Source organism: Marinobacter sp. CP1 (assembly GCF_001266795.1).
Classification (GTDB): Bacteria; Pseudomonadota; Gammaproteobacteria; order Pseudomonadales; family Oleiphilaceae; genus Marinobacter; species Marinobacter flavimaris.
In genome coordinates this window covers 291,928-309,730 of sequence record NZ_CP011929.1, presented here as the reverse complement: position 1 = coordinate 309,730, position 17,803 = coordinate 291,928, and the positions used below count along the sequence as shown (strand labels likewise).

Genomic DNA, 17,803 nt, shown 5'->3' with positions numbered 1-17,803 from the left:
ATTGGATAATGTGCGCCCCAATTTCCAAGTGCCAATTGCAGAGGTCCAAGCGTGAGTCACGAACAGATCAATCAGCACCTGTCCAACTGGACAGAAAGAGAATCCACCGCGGAAGCCATGATTCCGCTGATCGGCCGCCTCTACCGCAAAAACAATGTGGTTACTTCTGTATACGGCCGCGCCATCATCAACCAGTCGGTTATCGATATCATCCGTGCCCACCGATTTGTGCGCCAGGTTGAAGACAGCGAGCTTTCTGTTCACGACACCCTGCCGATCCTCCAGGCCATGGACAAACTTGAACTCGGTCGTGCCCACGTGGATATCGGCAAGCTGGCGGTCAAGTTCAAAGAGGAAGGCGGCGACCTGACCGAATTCCTGAAGCGTGAAATCGGCCCGGTTGTGGGGCAGTACGCTGCCCAGTCCGAGGAAGATGCCAACAATGACACCAAAGACGTCGTTCTGTACGGTTTTGGCCGGATTGGTCGTCTGCTGGCTCGTATCCTGATCGAGAAGGCCGGGGGTGGCAACAACCTGCGTCTGCGTGCGATTGTGGTTCGCCAGGGCGGTGCGGAAAATGATCTCGAGAAGCGCGCCAGTCTGCTTCGCCGTGATTCCGTGCACGGTCCGTTCGATGGCACCATTACCGTTGATGAGAAGGAATCCGCCCTGATTGCCAACGGCAACTATATCAAGGTTATCTACTCTGATGGGCCGGACAAGGTGGATTACACGGATTACGGCATCAACAACGCCATCGTGATCGACAACACCGGTAAGTGGCGTGATGAAGCCGGTCTTGGCCTGCACCTGAAATCAAAAGGCGTCAGCCGCGTTATCCTGACGGCGCCGGGTAAGGGCGATATCAAGAACATCGTTTATGGTATCAACAACGACTGGATTACTGACGAAGACAGGATCCTGTCAGCCGCCTCCTGTACCACCAATGCCATCACACCGGTATTGAAGGCGATTGAAGACGAATACGGCATCGAAGATGGTCACGTGGAGACGGTGCACTCCTACACCAACGACCAGAACCTGATCGATAACTACCACAAGGGCAGCCGCCGCGGGCGCAGCGCCGCCCTGAACATGGTAATTACCGAGACGGGGGCCGCCAAGGCTGTCTCCAAGGCGCTGCCGGTTCTGAAGGGCAAGCTGACCGGTAATGCGATCCGGGTGCCAACGCCGAACGTGTCCATGGCGATCCTGAATCTCAACCTCAAGAAAGACGTTGATGTGGAAGGTGTTAACGAATACCTGCGGGATATGGCGCTGCACTCGGAGCTGCAGAAGCAGATCGACTTCGTGAACTCTCCGGAAGTGGTTTCCACCGACTTTGTCGGTTCCCGCCATGCCGGCATCGTTGATGCCCAGGCAACCATCACCAGTGGCAAGCGTCTGATCCTGTATGTTTGGTACGACAACGAGTTCGGCTACAGCGCGCAGGTGATTCGTGTGGTCAACCAGATGGCCGGCGTAAATTACCCGATCTTCCCCAAACGTGCGAGAGACTGAGCGAATCGCGCCGATCTGGTGAAGTAATGGTGTTCAGAACCCCGATAGCGATTGCTGTCGGGGTTTTTTGTTTTTACGGTCAGCTAAACGACTGGTTTGGCTGTCGACGCACAACCGGTTCCGGTTTCTGGTGGAAATAGGATTCCTTAATCTCTATAATTGGCGCGATTTTGGGTACGTCTGGCACTCCGTTTCTCATGGTTTTTCTGGGCCGCAGGTGTCGGGCGTTACGAATCCATTGAAAAGTTTCTGATGATTGGATGAGGCTAATGATCAAGATCAAAAAAGGCCTGGATCTTCCCATCAGCGGCGCTCCCGAACAGACCATTACAGACGGCAAACCCGTTCGCCACGTTGCGTTGATCGGTTTTGACTATATCGGCATGAAGCCGACGATGGCTGTGAAAGAGGGGGACCGTGTCAAGCGCGGTACGCTGCTGTTCACGGACAAGAAGACCGAGGGCGTTCGTTATACTTCACCCGCCGCGGGCGTTGTGAAAGAGATCAACCGTGGTGAGCGTCGGGTATTCCAGTCGATCGTTATCGAAGTCGATGGCGATGAGGCTGAGACCTTTGCGCGCTACAGCGAAGCGGATCTTGCCGGCCTGGAACGCCAGCAGGTAGTCGATAATCTGGTGGAATCCGGGCTCTGGACTGCATTCAAGACGCGTCCGTACAGCAAGGTTCCGGAGATTGATTCCGCTCCCCACTCAATTTTCGTGTCGGTCATGGATACCAACCCGCTGGCAGCGGACCCGACGGTCATCATTGGCGAAAACAGCCAGGCGTTCGAGAAAGGCCTTGAGATCCTTACCAAACTGACCACCGGCAAGGTGTTTGTCACTGGCAAGCCAGGATCCAACGTCGCTGTTCCCAGGTCCGACGCCGTTGAGGTGCACCAGTTCGATGGCAAGCATCCGGCCGGCAACGTGGGAACCCATATCCATCACCTGGATCCGGTTTCTGGCAGCAAGACGGTCTGGAGTATCAATTATCAGGACGTTATCGACATTGCCAAGCTGTTTGAATCCGGTGAAGTCCCTGTTGAGCGTGTCGTGGCGATCGGTGGCCCCAAGGCCCTGAAACCCCGTCTCGTGCGTACTCGTCTGGGTGCCAGTCTTGAGGAGCTTCTCGACGGTGAAGTTGCCACAGATTGCGAGATCCGGGCGATTTCCGGCTCCGTGTTCGGCGGTCGCCGTGGCGATGGTCCCTGCGCCTATCTTGGCCGGTTTGCCAATCAGGTGTCCGTGCTTGAGGAAGGTAACAAGCGCGAGTTCATGGGCTGGCTGTCGCCGGGTGCGAACAAGTTCTCCGTCATGAATATTTACCTGTCCAAGCTGGTCGGTGGCAAACGGTTCGATATGACCACCACCACCAATGGCAGCGAGCGGGCGATGGTGCCGGTGGGTGTTTACGAAAAGATCATGCCGCTGGACATTCTGCCCACGCAGTTGCTGCGTTCCCTGATTGTCGGCGACACAGAGATGGCACAGAAGCTTGGCGCACTGGAGTTGGATGAAGAAGATCTGGCGCTGTGCACCTTTGTGTGCCCCGGCAAATATGAATATGGTCCGATTCTCCGCGAGAACCTGACCCGAATCGAGATCGAGGGCTAATACGATGGCTATCAGACAGTTTCTCGATGGAATCGAGCATCACTTTGAAAAGGGTGGCAAGTACGAGCGCTGGTATGCGCTTTACGAGGCGGTGGATACTATTTTCTACTCGCCGGCGAGTGTCACCTCCACCACCGCCCATGTGCGTGACGGGATTGACCTCAAGCGCATCATGATCACGGTTTGGTTGTGCACCTTCCCGGCAATGTTCTTCGGAATGTGGAACATCGGCTACCAGGCCAACAGTTTCCTGGCGTCCAACCCGGATGCCATGATTGCTGACGGCGGCCTGCGGACTGCCTTTATCCAGGCACTTGCCATCACCGGTTCCGGTGCGGGCGTATGGGACAACTTCGTTTACGGCATGGCGTACTTCGTGCCCATTTACTTCGTGACCTTCGTGGTCGGTGGTTTCTGGGAAGTGCTGTTTGCCACCGTGCGCCGTCACGAAGTGAACGAGGGTTTCTTTGTCACATCGGTCCTGTTTGCACTGATCTGCCCGCCCACCATTCCTCTCTGGCAGGTGGCCCTGGGCATCACCTTCGGCGTCGTGATCGGCAAGGAAGTGTTCGGCGGTACCGGCAAGAACTTCCTGAACCCGGCCCTGACCGGTCGTGCCTTCCTGTACTTCGCCTATCCGGCGCAGATTTCCGGCGACACCGTCTGGACTGCGGTTGACGGCTTCAGTGGCGCCACGGCGCTGAGCTGGGCCGCCAGTGGTGGTCTGGAAGCTCTGGAAGCTCAAATTGGCTGGATGAGCGCCTTCATGGGCACCATTCAGGGCTCGATGGGTGAGACCTCGACACTGGCCATTCTGATTGGTGGCCTGATCCTGTTGGGGATGAAGATTGCCTCCTATCGCATCGTCGGAGGTGTGTTGATCGGTATGATCGGCATGTCGCTGCTGCTAAACATCATAGGTTCCGAGACCAATCCGATGTTCGCGGTTCCGGCGCATTGGCATCTGGTCATGGGCGGGTTTGCCTTTGGCATGATGTTCATGGCGACGGATCCGGTGTCCGCCGCGATGACTGACACGGGTCGCTGGTGTTTCGGTATTCTGGTAGGCGTGATGACTGTGCTGATCCGCGTGATCAATCCGGCGTTCCCGGAAGGCATCATGCTTGCCATCCTGTTCGCAAACCTGTTCGCGCCATTGATGGACCATTACGTGGTTCAGGCCAACATCAAACGGAGGCTTGCTCGTGGCTAAAGCTAAAGAAACCGTCTCCCGCACGCTGATCGTTGCGCTGGTGCTGAGTATCGTGTTCTCTGTCGTGGTATCCACCGCGGCGGTCATGCTCAGACCTGCCCAGGTCAAGAATCAGCATCTTGATATGACAACGAACATTCTCTCTGCCGCAGGTATGCTGGATCAAGGCGATACTGCAGAGCAGATTTTGCAGAAATTCGAGAGTTTCGATGTTCGCCTGGTGGATTTGGATACTGGTAAATTTGTAAAGCCTTCCGCCGTTGGTGTTGCTGAGCCCATGAAATATGATATGTACAAGGCTGCCTCGGACCCTCAGTTGTCTACGGATATTCCTTCCTCGGAAGACAAGGCTGGCATCAAGCGCCGGCCGAATGTTGCCAGGGTGTATACGCTGAGCGAGAACGGAGAGCTAGTGCGTGTGGTACTGCCAATTCATGGTTATGGCCTCTGGTCTACATTGTATGGCTTCATTTCGCTGGAAGGTGATTTGAACACCATTGAAGGGCTTGGCTTTTACTCCCACGCCGAAACTCCGGGCCTCGGTGGGGAGGTAGACAATCCACGCTGGAAGTCGCAGTGGGTGGGGAAGAAAGTTTATGATGGTGATCGCACTGAACCGCAGATCAAACTGGTTAAAGGTGGCGTAAACGTTGATGCAAAAAAAAGGCAGCATAAAGTGGATGCTCTGTCCGGGGCAACGTTGACCAGTCGCGGCGTTGAGCAACTGGTTAACTACTGGATGGGCGACCGCGGATACGCGCCGTTCCTGCAAAAACTTCGTGAAGGGGAGGTCTGATCATGGCAGATGCATCAGCCAAACAGGTTCTCTTCGAACCGATCTTCAGCAATAACCCGATTGCCCTGCAGATCCTGGGCATCTGTTCAGCGCTGGCGGTTACCACCAGCATGAACGTTACACTTGTTATGTGCGCGGCGGTTATTGCCGTTACCGCATTTTCCAACCTGGCTGTGTCCCTGGTACGCACCCAGATTCCGGGCAGTATCCGGATCATCGTGCAGATGACCATTATCGCCTCCCTGGTAATCGTGGTTGACCAGGTGCTCAAGGCCTATGCCTACGAGATTTCCAAGCAGCTCTCAGTGTTCGTTGGTCTGATTATCACCAACTGCATCGTTATGGGCCGCGCGGAAGGCTTTGCCATGAAGAACGGCCCCTGGCTGAGCTTCCTGGACGGCGTTGGTAACGGTCTGGGCTACTCGGTACTCCTGATCTTCGTTGCCTTCTTCCGTGAATTGCTGGGCGCCGGCTCACTGTTCGGTGTCTCCCTGATGCCGGTGGTGAACGAAGGTGGCTGGTACATTCCTAACGGCTTGTTGCTGCTGCCGCCGAGTGCGTTCTTTATTATCGGCCTGGCGATCTGGGGTCTGCGGACCTGGAAGCCGGAGCAGGTTGAAGAGCCGGACTATAAAATGTCTCGCCATGTCGCCAAGGAGGCCTTCTGATGGAGCATTATATCAGCTTGATTCTGAAGGCTGTTTTTGTTGAAAACATGGCGCTGGCCTTCTTCCTGGGGATGTGTACCTTCCTGGCCATCTCCAAGAAGATCGAGGCCGCAACCGGTCTTGGCATTGCCGTGGTGGTCGTGCTGACGGTCACCGTTCCGGTGAACAACCTTCTGTACAACAGCGTTCTGCGCGAAGGCGCCCTGGATTGGGCTGGCCTGCCGAACGTAGACCTGAGCTTTCTCGGATTGCTGACGTATATCGGGGTAATCGCGGCGATTGTTCAGATCATGGAAATGGTACTGGACAAGTATATCCCGGCGCTCTATGCCGCTCTGGGTGTGTTCCTGCCACTGATTACAGTGAACTGCGCCATTCTGGGTGCCTCGCTGTTCATGGTTGAGCGTGACTACACCTTCGGCGAGAGTGTGGTTTACGGCTTTGGTGCCGGCCTCGGCTGGGCACTGGCAATCATTGCCCTGGCGGGTATCCGCGAGAAGCTGAAGTACAGTGACGTTCCGGAAGGCCTGCGTGGCCTGGGTATCACCTTCATTACTGTTGGTCTGATGTCCCTGGGCTTCATGTCCTTCTCCGGTATCTCACTGTAATTCACCCGGTGATTCGGTTTAACGAAAAGGCGAGACCATGAATACAGAAATTATTCTCGGCGTGGTCATGTTCACCGTTATCGTTCTGGCCCTGGTCGCAGTGATTCTTGCGGCCCGGTCCAGGCTGGTAAGCACCGGTGATGTGACCATTGAGATCAACGATGATCCAGAACACACGCTGAAGACCGAAGCCGGCGGCAAGCTGCTCGGTACTCTGGCAAACAGTGGTATTTTCCTCTCCTCTGCCTGCGGTGGCGGCGGTACCTGCGCCCAGTGCAAGTGCAAGGTTCTGGAGGGCGGCGGTGCCATGCTGCCGACGGAAAAGACCCACTTCACCAATCGTGAAGAGAAAGAGGGCTGGCGCCTGTCCTGCCAGGTTCCTGTAAAACAGGACATGAAGGTGGAAGTGCCGGAAGAGTTCTTTGGCGTCAAGAAGTGGGAATGCGAGGTTGTCTCCAACCACAACGTCGCCACCTTCATCAAAGAGCTGGTGCTCAAGCTGCCGGAAGGCGAGGAAGTTGACTTCCGGGCCGGCGGTTACGTTCAGCTCGAGTGTCCTCCCTACGAGATCGACTTCAAGGATTTCGATATCGAGGAAGAGTTCCACGAAGACTGGGACAAGCACAACATCTGGCGCTACAAGGCGGTCAACAAGGAAGAGACCATCCGGGCCTATTCCATGGCAAACTATCCGGAAGAGAAGGGTGTTCTCAAGTTCAACATCCGTATCGCCACGCCGCCTCCGGGCACTGACCACAATCCGGGCATCATGTCGAGCTACGTGTTCAACCTGAAGCCGGGCGACAAGGTCACCGTTATGGGGCCGTTCGGTGAGTTCTTCGCCAAGAAGACCGATGCCGAAATGGTATTCATTGGTGGCGGTGCCGGTATGGCGCCTATGCGTTCCCACATCTTCGATCAGCTCAAGCGTCTGAACTCCAAGCGCAAGATCAGCTTCTGGTATGGCGCACGAAGTGTTCGCGAGATGTTCTATGTGGAAGATTTCGACGGGCTTCAGGAAGAAAACGACAACTTCGAGTGGCATGTCGCACTTTCCGATGCGTTGCCCGAGGACAATTGGCAGGGCCCGACCGGGTTTATTCATAACGTGTTGTATGAAAACTATCTGAAGGACCACCCGGCTCCGGAAGACTGTGAATACTACATGTGTGGGCCCCCCATCATGAACGCCTCCTGCATCAAGATGCTCAAGGATCTGGGTGTTGAGGATGAAAACATCATGCTGGATGACTTTGGAGGCTAAGCAGTTCTGATGACATTCAGCATGGTACGACCCGCCAGGGTGGCCCTGGCCAGCGCTTTTACAGCGCTGGCCTTTGCCGTTCTGGCGGGTTGTTCGTTTGAGCCAGAGGAAAAAATCTGGGAAATCTCCGGACCTGTCTTCGGCACCAGCTACCACATCAATGTCGTATTGACCGAGGATCAGGAGAGGCTTGAAACTCTGGCCAGCGGTATCGATGAGGTGCTCGAAGGGGTTGATGCGTCAATGTCGACCTGGCGCGAGGATTCGGAGCTGTCCCGTTTCAATCAACGATCCGATCAATCCGAGTGGGTTCCGGTGTCAGCGGACTTGCTCCGTGTTCTTCAGAAGGCTGAAGAGATCTCAACGATGACCGCTGGTGCCTTTGATGTGACCATCGGCCCGGTGGTAAATCTTTGGGGGTTCGGCCCCGAGGCGCGCCCGGAGCAGATTCCGTCAGAAGAATCTCTCTCCAGGGCTCTTGCCGCCACTGGCTTCGAGAAGCTCGAGCTGCGGGTCGATCCGCCCGCCGTGCGTGCGACACCACCGCAATATGTGGATCTGTCGGCTATCGCCAAGGGATACGGTGTAGATGCGGTTGCCCGTTTTCTTGAGAGCGAAGGCGTGGAGGCGTACCTGGTGGAGATTGGCGGAGAGGTTAGCGTCAATGGCCGTAAACCTGATGGCAGCACCTGGCGACTGGCCATAGAACAGCCGATGGCGGAAGGGCGCGCGGTAAACCGCGTGGTGGCGCTGGAATCACGTGCTATGGCAACATCAGGTGATTATCGTAATTATTACGAATCGGAAGGGCGTCGGTATTCCCATACAATAGATCCTGAAACGGGTGAGCCAATTGCTCACAAGCTGGCATCAGTAACCGTTATCGCGGACGATTGTATGACGGCAGATGCTCTGGCAACCGGTTTTAATGTGATGGGCTACGAGCGGGCAAATGAGCTCGCGGTAAGGGAAAATATCCCGGCCTATTTTATTGTCAGGACGGATGAAGGCTTCGAGACGCACCAGACGCCGGCCTTTTCGTCCTACGTGACTCAATGAGGGGAGGGCAACATGGGTACCTTTCTTTTGGTTCTTTTCATCGTGGTTTTGCTGGTTGCAGCCATGTCTATTGGCGTGATCCTCGGGCGCAAGCCCATCAGCGGAACCTGCGGCGGTATTGGCGCGCTTGGTATCAGCCAGTCCTGTGATATCTGCGGTGGTAATACCCAGAAGTGCGAAGAAGAAAACGAACGGTTGGCCAACGAGGGTAAAGAGCCCGAGGCTCTGGCTTACGACGCCAGCAAGGCCAGCAAGCACTGATCTGTTTTTGACAATTACAACCATCTTTTCACGACGTAGATAAGGAGTCACTGCGCGCATGGCAGAACATCATTACGACGTCGTCGTTATCGGCGCCGGTCCGTCCGGCGAAGGCGCGGCGATGAATGCGACGAAACACGGCAAACGTGTCGCGATCATCGAAGACAAGCCTACCGTTGGCGGGAACTGCACCCACTGGGGCACCATTCCTTCCAAGGCGCTGCGCCACTCCGTCAAACAGATCATTACGTTCAACACCAACCAGATGTTCCGGGATATCGGGGAGCCTCGCTGGTTCTCTTTCCCGCGAGTGCTTCAGAATGCCCAGAAGGTCATCGGCAAGCAGGTCAAGCTCCGGACGCAGTTCTACTCTCGCAATCGCGTGGATTTGATAAACGGCCGGGCCTTTTTTGTCGACCAGAACCGCATAGAAGTCCGGGGTAGCAAGTCCTCCGAGACGCTGCACTTCAAGCAGGCGATCATCGCCACCGGTTCCAGGCCCTACCTGCCACCCGATGTGGACTTCCGTCATCACCGTATCTATAACTCCGACACCATTCTGAACCTGTCTCACACGCCTCGCACACTGATTATTTATGGCGCTGGCGTCATAGGGTCAGAGTACGCCTCGATCTTTGCGGGCCTGGGTGTAAAAGTCGACCTGATCAACCCGGGTAGCCGGCTGTTGTCCTTCCTGGATGACGAGATCTCCGACGCCCTGAGTTACCACCTGCGGAATAATGGCGTTCTGGTTCGCCACAACGAGCAGTACGAGTCGGTTGTGGGCGACGACCACGGTGTGGTGTTGTCGCTTCAATCGGGCAAGAAAATCCGTGCGGATGCATTCCTGTGGTGCAATGGTCGCAGCGGGAACACCGAGAAGCTGGGCCTCGAAAATATCGGTCTGGAACCCAATGGCCGTGGGCAACTGGCCGTTGACGAGCACTATCGCACCGAAGTGGACAACATCTACGCGGCGGGCGACGTGATCGGCTGGCCAAGTCTGGCAAGCGCCGCTTATGACCAGGGCCGCTCTGCATCCTCGGATATTGTGGATGACGCATACTTCCGCTTTGTGTCGGATGTGCCGACCGGGATCTACACCATTCCGGAAATCAGTTCCGTTGGTAAAACCGAGCGCGAACTGACGGAAGCCAAGGTGCCCTACGAGGTTGGACAGGCGTTCTTCAAGGATCTTGCCCGTGCCCAGATTACCGGAGAAGCGGTAGGAATGCTGAAAATTCTGTTTCACCGGGAAACCCGTCAGATTCTGGGTATCCACTGTTTCGGTGACCAGGCGGCGGAAATCGTCCACATCGGCCAGGCGATCATGAATCAGGAAGGAGAGGCCAACTCCCTGAACTACTTCATCAATACCACGTTCAACTATCCGACCATGGCGGAAGCCTACCGTGTCGCGGCGTTGAACGGTCTGAACCGGATCTTTTAACGGGGCAGGCCACACCAGGGGTCAGAAGAAAGCCTACGACTGACCCCGGCTTAACCTTCCATATCCCGAATTCAGCCCGCTGACAGGGCCTCTTTACTGGCCGACACCCCGGCGTGACTCTGTGGCAATGACAGGGCTGACCTGGCCCTGTTGTCGAAGAATATGCGGGTGCTGGTGGGATAGTCAGTGATGATGCTGTCCACGCCCATTTCTTCCAGTTGCAACATGTCGTGAATCCGGTTCACCGTCCAGGTGGACACGTGCATGCCCTTTCGATGGGCTTTTTCAACCAGCGCTTTCGAGCAAAGCTTCCAGTTGATGCAGAGATACTCACAGCCGAGTTGGCCCGCAATGCTCAAGGGGCGCGGGAATTTGCGCTCTGCGACCAGGCCGATGCGGATGTTCTTGTTCCGCCGCCGGATCTGTTTCAGAAACCAGGTGTCGGAAGAGGTTATGGCCACCGTCTGATACAGATTGCGTCGCTGTATAACCTCTGTCAGGCGATTGCTGAGAATGTTCAGGCGCTGACGCGTGTCTTTTTTGACTTCCAGTTGCAGGTGTTCGAGGTCGTCGAACCGGTCCAGAAGGTCTTCCAGCGCGGGAATTCCCGTGGGTGTGGGCCAGGAGCTGGTGTTTCTTCGCGCATCCATGGCAGCCAGTTCGGCGGCCGTGTACTGACTGATACTGCCTTTCTGGCTGGTCGTGCGGTCAACCGAAAGATCGTGCACCAATACCGGCTTGCCGTCCTTTGACAATACGAGATCCAGTTCAAAATGCCGGATACCGTGCCGGTAAGCATGCGTAAATCCCGGAAGGGTGTTTTCGGGAGCTTCTCCCTTGGCGCCTCTGTGTCCGTAGACAATCATTCCGCTGCATCATCCTTCAGGCGTTGGTAAATGGCCTGGCGCTTCTTCCAGGTGTCGTGGCAAAGGCGTATGTCTTCGAGGTACGCCGGCAGCTCGTTCATCAGCAGGGCCTGGGGGCCGTCCACCAGGGCTCTTTCCGGCTTGGGGTGGAAATCCACGAGCACCATGTTGGCACCGGCGACGACGCCCTGGGCGGTCGCGTGCATGACATCAAGGATGCCGTCCGGAGACTGCTCGCGGCTGCCCACCGAATGGGAAGGATCCACACAGACTGGCATACGGGTAAGGCGCTTGACCGCCGGCACATGGGCGAAATCCACCATGTTCCGATGGGGCTGGCCGGCTTCGGTTTTCATGCCCCTCAGGCAGAAGATGACATTAGCGTTGCCTTCGCTGGCCAGATACTCGGCAGCGTTGAGGGATTCATTCAGGGTAATCCCGAACCCGCGTTTGAGCAGTACCGGATAGGTACTCTGGCGGCCAATGGCCTTGAGCAGCTCGAAGTTCTGGGTATTGCGGGTGCCCACCTGCAGCATTACACCGGTGGGACGGCCAAGCTTTTCGAGGCAGTTGTCGATTTCCTCAATGTGGCTCTCATGAGTGATCTCCATGGCGATAACCTTGATGCCGTGTTTCCCCGCCTTTTCAAACACCCAGGGGAGGCAGCCCTTGCCGTGGCCCTGGAATGAATAAGGGTTGGTGCGCGGCTTGTAGGCGCCCATTCGTGTGCAGACTTCCCCATGGCCTTCCAGGGCCTTCATCATCATGTCGACGTGTTCGGGCACATCAACCGCGCACAGCCCGGCAAAGATGTTCAGGTTGGATTGACTGAACTCGACACCGTTGTAGGTGAAGCCGCTTTGCCGTCGATCGTCCCGGTGGCGCCCAAGAATACGGTAGTCGTCCGAAATGCGTATGGCCCGTTCGACCGCAGGTAGGGCTTCGATCTCTTCCTTGTTCAGGGGCTTGGTGTCCCCGAGAAGATAGATTTCGGTCAGCCTCTGGGTGGCGCCCTGAACCTCATGAACCCGAACCGACACGTTCGGGAGATTCTCGAGGTAGTGCATGGTCTGTCGGTATTCTTCGCTGTCCAGAGCGGTATTCGGATGAAGAATCGCTAGCATGCTGTCTCCTTTTAAGAACCTGCGTCTTGCGCCCGGTGCCGCGCCTGCATGAACTCCCGATGATTAAGATGCAGCAGGTCTGCCATGCGGCGAATAAGGTGTTCTTCGTACTTGTCGATGCGGCCATCCGCAAAGGCCACGCGCCAGATACTTTCCAGCAGGGCCTGTTTTCCTTCCTGGTCCAGGTACTCGTTGATCTGGCCGGTAAATTCATAGAGCGACGTGGCATCGTCTGCGTGGCTAAGGGCGTCTTCCAGAATTTCCTCGGCTTCGGCCCGGGTTACCTGATGTGCTTTTACTGCGCCATCAACAATGGCCTGCAGTTCGCGCTCGTCTTCATCCTGGTCGACACGGGAAAGCTGAACCATCAATGCCGTGGCAGCCACTGCGAGCTGATGGTTATCGGGCTTCTCGCGTTCAGCTTCCGGTGCCGCAAACAATTTTTTCAGGCGCTCGATCATGATCGGACAGTCCCACTTCTGTGTTTGGTTTGAGGCGCCGCGTCAGGCCGCCCTGGCCAGCTGCCGGACCCGGTTCTCCAGTTCAATCTGGTCGGCTGTGAACCGGCGGATACCATCGGCCAGCTTCTCGGTAGCCATAGCGTCCTCGTTGGATTCCCAGCGGAACAGTTTCTCGTCGATGGTGCCAAACTGATCCGGTGAGCTGGCGGTGTCGGCGACCAGTCGACGCGGCAGATCGCCCAGGTCGTCCTGCAACTCCTGCAGCAGGGTAGGGCTTATGGTCAGGCGGTCACAGCCAGCCAGCATTTCAATTTCGCCGGTGTTCCGGAAACTGGCGCCCATCACCACCGTTTTAAAGCCGTTGGCCTTGTAGTAATTGTAGATACGGGATACCGAAAGCACCCCCGGATCCTCTGCAGCCGGGTAGCTGTCCCGGCCAGTGCTGGCCAGGTGCCAGTCCAGAATTCGACCAACAAAGGGCGAGATCAGGAATGCACCGGCCTGGGCACAGGCGGCGGCCTGAATGAAAGAAAACAGCAACGTCAGGTTGCAGTGAATGCCTTCTTTCTCCAGTTGCTCGGCCGCCCGGATGCCTTCCCAGGTAGAAGCAATCTTGATCAGTACGCGACTGGTGTCGACGCCCTGCTTGTCGTACAGCTCAACCAGGCGGCGGGCGCGCTCAAGCGTACCGGCGGTATCAAAGGACAAACGGGCATCCACCTCCGTCGAAACCACACCGGGAATCAGGTTCAGGATTTCTCGGCCGGCGAGTACGGCCAGCATATCAGTGGCCATGGTCAGCTGCTCGGCGTCTGAGCCGCCATGCCGCCGGGCTTCTGCCACAGCCTTGTCCAGCATCGGCCGGTAAGCGTCAGAAGCGGCAGCTTTGAGTAGCAGGGATGGATTAGTGGTGGCATCTTCCGGCCGCCACTTCGCAATGGCTTCGATATCGCCGGTATCCGCTACCACCGTGGTCATGGTCTTCAGTTGGTCGAGCTTGCTGGTCATTCGTCCTGTCGTCCCGGTTGATCTGTTATTGGTGCGCCCGAATCCCGGGCGCTGGCTATATGCCTACAATAACGGGCCGCTCTGACAGGAACAAGACAACAAAAGGTATGGTGGCAATTGCCTGCGATTAAGCTTCGGCAATCTCCGGCGCCGCCGGTTCACGAACCTTTTCCAGAGCGGTTTCGATCACTTCCAGGCCAGCACCGGATTTATGGGCGTTCTCGCTGATATAGCGACGGAACTGCCGACCGCCAGGTTGGCCGTGGAACAGGCCGAGAAGGTGCCTGGACATGTGAGTCAGGAATACGCCGCGCTCAAGTTCGCTCCCTATGAACGGAAGCATGGCCCGAAGTGCCTGATGCCGGGTTTCTACCGGCGCTGCCTCCCCGAAGAACTCCGGATCGACGCCTGCCAGCAGCCAGGGATTGTGGTACGCCTCCCGACCCAGCATCACGCCGTCGGTATGCCGGAGATGCTCGTGGCACTCATCGAAGGTCTTGATGCCGCCGTTGATGATGATTTCCAGGTGCGGGTATTTCGCTTTCAGCCGGTAGACCCAGTCGTATTTAAGCGGAGGGACTTCCCGGTTTTCCTTGGGGCTCAGGCCTTCAAGAATCGCGATCCGGGCGTGTACGATAAAGGTCCGGCAGCCAGCTTCCGACACTTTTTCCACGAATTCGCAGAGATCGTCCCAGGACTCCCGCCCATCAATACCGATTCGATGCTTCACGGTGACTGGCAGCTCGGTTGCTTCAATCATGGCGCGCACGCCCTCTGCCACCTTGTCCGGATGGCCCATCAGGCAGGCACCGATCATGTTGTTCTGAACACGATCGCTGGGGCAACCGACGTTCAGGTTAACCTCATCGAAGCCGTATTGCTGTGCCAGCCTGGCACAGTGGGCAAGTTCGCCGGCATCGCTGCCACCCAGCTGAAGGGCCAGTGGGTACTCGGCCTCATCGTGGCGCAGAAAGCGCGCGGTGTCGCCATGAATCAGTGCGCCGGTGGTGACCATCTCGGTGTAGAGCAGGGTATGCCGGCTAAGCTGGCGCGCCAGATAACGGTAGTGACTGGTGGTCCAGTCCATCATCGGGGCCACGCAGAAGCGGCGGGAGGGGCCGGAGTTGTGCAGCAGGGTGTCCTCAGATGGTATTCCAGACATTGCGATACCTGTTGTCGACGAAAAACGGGTGACGAAAAGAACTACGTTGAAACCAAGAGTCGTAGTTTAACAGGCATTGGTTTCCGATTTCCGTAAGGCTTTGGCGAAATCCATAACAGGCTTCAGGCTGCTCGTTTCAAATAGTTGCGGAGAAAATTGAAGTAGATTAGAGCGTCTCGAGTGGAGAACAGCTGGGGCTTGAATCCACCATAGAGTTTGTTGATGTAATTGCCCGGAACCTCGGGAAGCTTCGCCAGAGCCATTGCCCAATCGTCAAACTGGCGATGATCGATTTGCTCGTACTGAATCAGGCGAACATCCTGGTGGCGAGGATCGGCAGTGATGCCAAGGTAAAGTCTGTTGACAGCCTCTTCCTCACCTTCCAAAACCTGCATGAAATTGAACTGATCATAAGCCAGCAGGCCGGTGATGCCGTCCCGCTCGTTTCTTTTGATGGATTCCGCGAGGATGTCGTCTAAATCGGATTCCTGCAGATGCGAAGAAACGCTGCTGAAATAGATAAGCCTGCAAAGTCTGGGCTTCGATGCGTCGATAGCAAAAAACCTCCCTGAAGGAGAAGCACTCCTTCTGCTATGATCTCATGCTTGTTTAACTGTACTCCCATAAAACCCAAGTAAACAACCTTGCCCTGGAGTTTGAACGTATGCCCCTGATGGTGCAGGCTCTGCTGCCGGTATTTGTCCTGATCATGCTGGGGCATGTGTTCCGCCGCATTGACTTTCCGGGCGGCGATTTCTGGCCCCAGGCGGAGCGGTTTACCTACTACGTGCTGTTTCCGGCCATGTTGGTCTTCAAGCTGGGGCAGGCCAGGTTGCCGGCTTCCGCTTATGGTGACATTGCATTGCTCATTGGCGCCATGCTGATCGCGATGACGCTGATCCTGGCGATTGCCCAATGGTTCTGGCGCTGGTCCGGCCCGGTTTTTTCTTCGGTTTACCAGGGGGCTATCCGGTTCAATTCCTACGTGGGCCTGGCGGCTGGCGGCATGCTGCTCGGCGATCAGGGCCTGTCCCTCTCGGCGATCGCAGTTGCCATCATGGTGCCGTTGCTGAATCTGCTGTGCATACTGATGTTTTCACTGGTGGCCACGGAAGGGCCGGTGAGGCTGGTGCCAGTATTCAAGGCGATTGTGACCAATCCTCTTATAGTGGGCTCGGTGATTGGCGTGGTCTGGAGTTTCTTCGAAATCGGATTTCATCCGCTGATCGGCGGCATTCTCGAGCCGCTAAGCAATCTGGCGTTGCCGATGGGTTTGATGACGGTTGGCGCCGGGCTTCAGCTCAAGGCCCTCAGAGGCGCTTCACTGCCGTTTATTGTGTCATCGGCGCTGAAGTTGGTCGGATTTCCGCTGATGACTGCGGGGCTGGCCTCGTTGCTGGGTCTTGAGGGAATGATGGTTCAGGTGGTCGTGCTGTTGTCGGCGCTCCCCACGGCCACCTCTGCCTACATTCTGGCTCGACAGCTTGGTGGCGATGCCCCCCTGATGGCGGGCATCATCAGTGGTCAGACCTTGCTGGCCATCGTCACCATACCTTTAATGCTCAGTATTCTCTGGTAGGCACTTGAGCACCGCGTCGACAATGCTGTGCTGGAAGTTGTTGTAACCTTCTGGCGTTGCCGCGATGTCAGTGGCCAGAGGGTCCCAGGTGCTGAAGGTCACGTCCAGGCTCTCGGTGATCGAGCGCCACCACTGCCGGTTGAACTGCGGTTCGGTCAGGAGGCAGGGATGGTTTGCGTTGCGCAGTTTTTCCTGCACTTCCGCGATATGCCGGGCCCCTGGCGACAGCTCCGGGTTCAGTGTCAGAACGCCCTCGAGTTTCAGTTCATAGTGTTCGGCAAATCGGGTAAAGGCGTCGTGATAGGCGAACAGGCTGATTTCGTGCGCCGGTGCAAGGCGGTCCCGGATAGTGGCATCGGTTTCTCGAACGCTGGCTTTGAACTGCTCGAAATTCTCGTTTAACGCGCCAGCGTCAACACCTTTCAGTCCTGAGAGAGCATCCCGGATCGTCCCGGCCATTTCGATGGCCAGTTCGGGATCCAGCCAGATGTGCGGGTCTTCGCCGTCTCCGTGATCATGGCCGTGTCCGTGCCCCTCGTTGTGGTGTTCTTCCTCCTTGGCCTCCTCTTCGTGGGCATGGCCATGGTGATCGTCCGCGTGGTCGTCGTGCGCGTGTTCATCGTGGTTAACTTCCCCGGGTTCGTGCTCGGCATCCATGAGCGCGACCGTTCGACCGCTGAATTCCTGCCCTGCCAGAAGGCGATTAAGGAAGGTTTCCATGTCGGGCCCGACCCAGAAAATCACGTCGGCGTTTTCCAGGGCCCGGCGCTGGGATGGCTTCATGGTGTAATTGTGGGGGCTGGAGCCGGGCGGGACGAGACTCGTTGTCTGCATGTCTTCCGTGGCGATCGCACTGACGATCAGCTCAACCGGTTTGATGGAAGTAACAATGCGGGTCTCGGCCTGCAGGGCACTGTGAAACAAAAGGGTGCCGGCTCCGAGTGCAATAGAAAGTGCTTTTCCGGTAACGCGCATGATAAAAGAGATCCTGCGATGCTGATGTGTAATGTTATAATATAACAAACTCGGCCGGGGCCGGCAAAAGAAACTTCTTACTTAGTATTTCTGGTGTGCTCGTTAACTTCCTGATCATGCGAAACCTGCCGTTGGCCGGTATAATGCCCGCTTTATCAAACGGCCACCGATT

At 56.5% G+C, this 17,803-nt stretch carries 18 protein-coding genes; 11 read left to right on the top strand and 7 right to left on the bottom strand.

Annotated features, from left to right (window positions below; all coding sequences use genetic code 11):
• Window positions 1-66: 66 nt before the first annotated feature.
• The 10 genes from ACP86_RS01440 to sthA all read left to right on the top strand — a co-directional run bounded on the left by ACP86_RS01440 (window position 67) and on the right by sthA (window position 10,456).
• Window positions 67-1,521, top strand: coding sequence for a glyceraldehyde-3-phosphate dehydrogenase (locus ACP86_RS01440; RefSeq protein ID WP_413540232.1), 1,455 nt, complete (start codon window positions 67-69; stop codon window positions 1,519-1,521).
• Between the two features lie 269 nt (window positions 1,522-1,790).
• Entirely contained in the window at window positions 1,791-3,137 is a 1,347-nt protein-coding gene (locus tag ACP86_RS01435; RefSeq protein ID WP_008175071.1) for a Na(+)-translocating NADH-quinone reductase subunit A, read from the top strand.
• Between the two features lie 4 nt (window positions 3,138-3,141).
• Complete coding sequence (locus tag ACP86_RS01430; RefSeq protein WP_008175069.1) at window positions 3,142-4,350, top strand: NADH:ubiquinone reductase (Na(+)-transporting) subunit B; 1,209 nt, start codon at window positions 3,142-3,144, stop codon at window positions 4,348-4,350.
• Window positions 4,343-5,146 carry a Na(+)-translocating NADH-quinone reductase subunit C gene (locus ACP86_RS01425; RefSeq protein WP_053112423.1) on the top strand — a complete coding sequence of 268 codons (804 nt, stop codon included), beginning with the start codon at window positions 4,343-4,345 and terminating at the stop codon, window positions 5,144-5,146. The genes ACP86_RS01430 and ACP86_RS01425 overlap by 8 nt, the downstream gene beginning before the upstream one ends.
• Before the next feature lie 2 nt (window positions 5,147-5,148).
• Entirely contained in the window at window positions 5,149-5,814 is a 666-nt protein-coding gene (locus tag ACP86_RS01420; protein ID WP_008175066.1) for an NADH:ubiquinone reductase (Na(+)-transporting) subunit D, read from the top strand.
• Window positions 5,814-6,422, top strand: coding sequence for an NADH:ubiquinone reductase (Na(+)-transporting) subunit E (gene nqrE / locus ACP86_RS01415; RefSeq protein WP_008175064.1), 609 nt, complete (start codon window positions 5,814-5,816; stop codon window positions 6,420-6,422). The genes ACP86_RS01420 and nqrE overlap by 1 nt, the downstream gene beginning before the upstream one ends.
• Before the next feature lie 37 nt (window positions 6,423-6,459).
• Window positions 6,460-7,686, top strand: a complete 1,227-nt coding sequence (nqrF, locus tag ACP86_RS01410) for an NADH:ubiquinone reductase (Na(+)-transporting) subunit F (protein ID WP_008175061.1) — start codon at window positions 6,460-6,462, stop codon at window positions 7,684-7,686.
• Between the two features lie 9 nt (window positions 7,687-7,695).
• Window positions 7,696-8,745, top strand: coding sequence for an FAD:protein FMN transferase (locus ACP86_RS01405; RefSeq protein ID WP_053112421.1), 1,050 nt, complete (start codon window positions 7,696-7,698; stop codon window positions 8,743-8,745).
• A 12-nt stretch (window positions 8,746-8,757) separates the two neighbouring features.
• A complete protein-coding gene (gene nqrM / locus ACP86_RS01400) occupies window positions 8,758-9,006 on the top strand; it encodes a (Na+)-NQR maturation NqrM (protein ID WP_008175057.1) in 249 nt (82 codons plus the stop codon).
• A gap of 58 nt (window positions 9,007-9,064) precedes the next feature.
• Window positions 9,065-10,456, top strand: coding sequence for a Si-specific NAD(P)(+) transhydrogenase (gene sthA / locus ACP86_RS01395; protein WP_008175054.1), 1,392 nt, complete (start codon window positions 9,065-9,067; stop codon window positions 10,454-10,456).
• A 71-nt stretch (window positions 10,457-10,527) separates the two neighbouring features.
• On the opposite strand, the gene ACP86_RS01390 is transcribed toward sthA, so the two are convergent.
• From ACP86_RS01390 to ACP86_RS01365, 6 genes are all read right to left on the bottom strand, one after another.
• The gene (locus ACP86_RS01390) at window positions 10,528-11,322 is read right to left on the bottom strand and encodes a glycerophosphodiester phosphodiesterase (RefSeq protein ID WP_008175052.1); all 795 of its coding nucleotides are present in this window, start codon (window positions 11,320-11,322) and stop codon (window positions 10,528-10,530) included.
• The gene (locus ACP86_RS01385) at window positions 11,319-12,446 is read right to left on the bottom strand and encodes a 3-deoxy-7-phosphoheptulonate synthase (RefSeq protein WP_053112419.1); all 1,128 of its coding nucleotides are present in this window, start codon (window positions 12,444-12,446) and stop codon (window positions 11,319-11,321) included. The genes ACP86_RS01390 and ACP86_RS01385 overlap by 4 nt, the downstream gene beginning before the upstream one ends.
• A gap of 11 nt (window positions 12,447-12,457) precedes the next feature.
• Complete coding sequence (locus tag ACP86_RS01380) at window positions 12,458-12,907, bottom strand: TerB family tellurite resistance protein (RefSeq protein WP_014577563.1); 450 nt, start codon at window positions 12,905-12,907, stop codon at window positions 12,458-12,460.
• Window positions 12,908-12,949: 42 nt separating this feature from the next.
• Window positions 12,950-13,915: a transaldolase gene (tal, locus tag ACP86_RS01375; RefSeq protein WP_008175047.1), complete on the bottom strand. Its 966-nt coding sequence runs from the start codon at window positions 13,913-13,915 to the stop codon at window positions 12,950-12,952.
• A gap of 127 nt (window positions 13,916-14,042) precedes the next feature.
• Window positions 14,043-15,077, bottom strand: a complete 1,035-nt coding sequence (dusA, locus tag ACP86_RS01370; protein ID WP_008175046.1) for a tRNA dihydrouridine(20/20a) synthase DusA — start codon at window positions 15,075-15,077, stop codon at window positions 14,043-14,045.
• Between the two features lie 122 nt (window positions 15,078-15,199).
• Window positions 15,200-15,571 carry a BLUF domain-containing protein gene (locus ACP86_RS01365; RefSeq protein WP_241956169.1) on the bottom strand — a complete coding sequence of 124 codons (372 nt, stop codon included), beginning with the start codon at window positions 15,569-15,571 and terminating at the stop codon, window positions 15,200-15,202.
• Between the two features lie 170 nt (window positions 15,572-15,741).
• Between ACP86_RS01365 and ACP86_RS01360 the strand changes: the two genes are divergently transcribed.
• Complete coding sequence (locus ACP86_RS01360; protein ID WP_008175044.1) at window positions 15,742-16,656, top strand: AEC family transporter; 915 nt, start codon at window positions 15,742-15,744, stop codon at window positions 16,654-16,656.
• Here ACP86_RS01360 and ACP86_RS01355 read toward each other — a convergent pair.
• Window positions 16,633-17,631 (bottom strand): zinc ABC transporter substrate-binding protein, encoded by a 999-nt coding sequence (locus ACP86_RS01355; protein ID WP_053112417.1) that lies wholly within the window; start codon window positions 17,629-17,631, stop codon window positions 16,633-16,635. The genes ACP86_RS01360 and ACP86_RS01355 overlap by 24 nt on opposite strands.
• Between the last annotated feature and the right edge of the window lie 172 nt (window positions 17,632-17,803).

Bases quoted from the DNA above. Each gene is read 5' to 3' on its own strand.
- ACP86_RS01435 (WP_008175071.1), top strand. From the start codon at position 1,791: ATGATCAAGATCAAAAAAGGCCTGGATCTTCCCATCAGCGGCGCTCCC.
- ACP86_RS01430 (WP_008175069.1), top strand. From the start codon at position 3,142: ATGGCTATCAGACAGTTTCTCGATGGAATCGAGCATCACTTTGAAAAG.
- ACP86_RS01420 (WP_008175066.1), top strand. From the start codon at position 5,149: ATGGCAGATGCATCAGCCAAACAGGTTCTCTTCGAACCGATCTTCAGC.
- nqrE (WP_008175064.1), top strand. From the start codon at position 5,814: ATGGAGCATTATATCAGCTTGATTCTGAAGGCTGTTTTTGTTGAAAAC.
- nqrF (WP_008175061.1), top strand. From the start codon at position 6,460: ATGAATACAGAAATTATTCTCGGCGTGGTCATGTTCACCGTTATCGTT.
- ACP86_RS01405 (WP_053112421.1), top strand. From the start codon at position 7,696: ATGACATTCAGCATGGTACGACCCGCCAGGGTGGCCCTGGCCAGCGCT.
- nqrM (WP_008175057.1), top strand. From the start codon at position 8,758: ATGGGTACCTTTCTTTTGGTTCTTTTCATCGTGGTTTTGCTGGTTGCA.
- sthA (WP_008175054.1), top strand. From the start codon at position 9,065: ATGGCAGAACATCATTACGACGTCGTCGTTATCGGCGCCGGTCCGTCC.
- ACP86_RS01390 (WP_008175052.1), bottom strand. From the start codon at position 11,322: ATGATTGTCTACGGACACAGAGGCGCCAAGGGAGAAGCTCCCGAAAAC.
- ACP86_RS01385 (WP_053112419.1), bottom strand. From the start codon at position 12,446: ATGCTAGCGATTCTTCATCCGAATACCGCTCTGGACAGCGAAGAATAC.
- ACP86_RS01380 (WP_014577563.1), bottom strand. From the start codon at position 12,907: ATGATCGAGCGCCTGAAAAAATTGTTTGCGGCACCGGAAGCTGAACGC.
- tal (WP_008175047.1), bottom strand. From the start codon at position 13,915: ATGACCAGCAAGCTCGACCAACTGAAGACCATGACCACGGTGGTAGCG.
- dusA (WP_008175046.1), bottom strand. From the start codon at position 15,077: ATGTCTGGAATACCATCTGAGGACACCCTGCTGCACAACTCCGGCCCC.
- ACP86_RS01360 (WP_008175044.1), top strand. From the start codon at position 15,742: ATGCCCCTGATGGTGCAGGCTCTGCTGCCGGTATTTGTCCTGATCATG.
- ACP86_RS01355 (WP_053112417.1), bottom strand. From the start codon at position 17,631: ATGCGCGTTACCGGAAAAGCACTTTCTATTGCACTCGGAGCCGGCACC.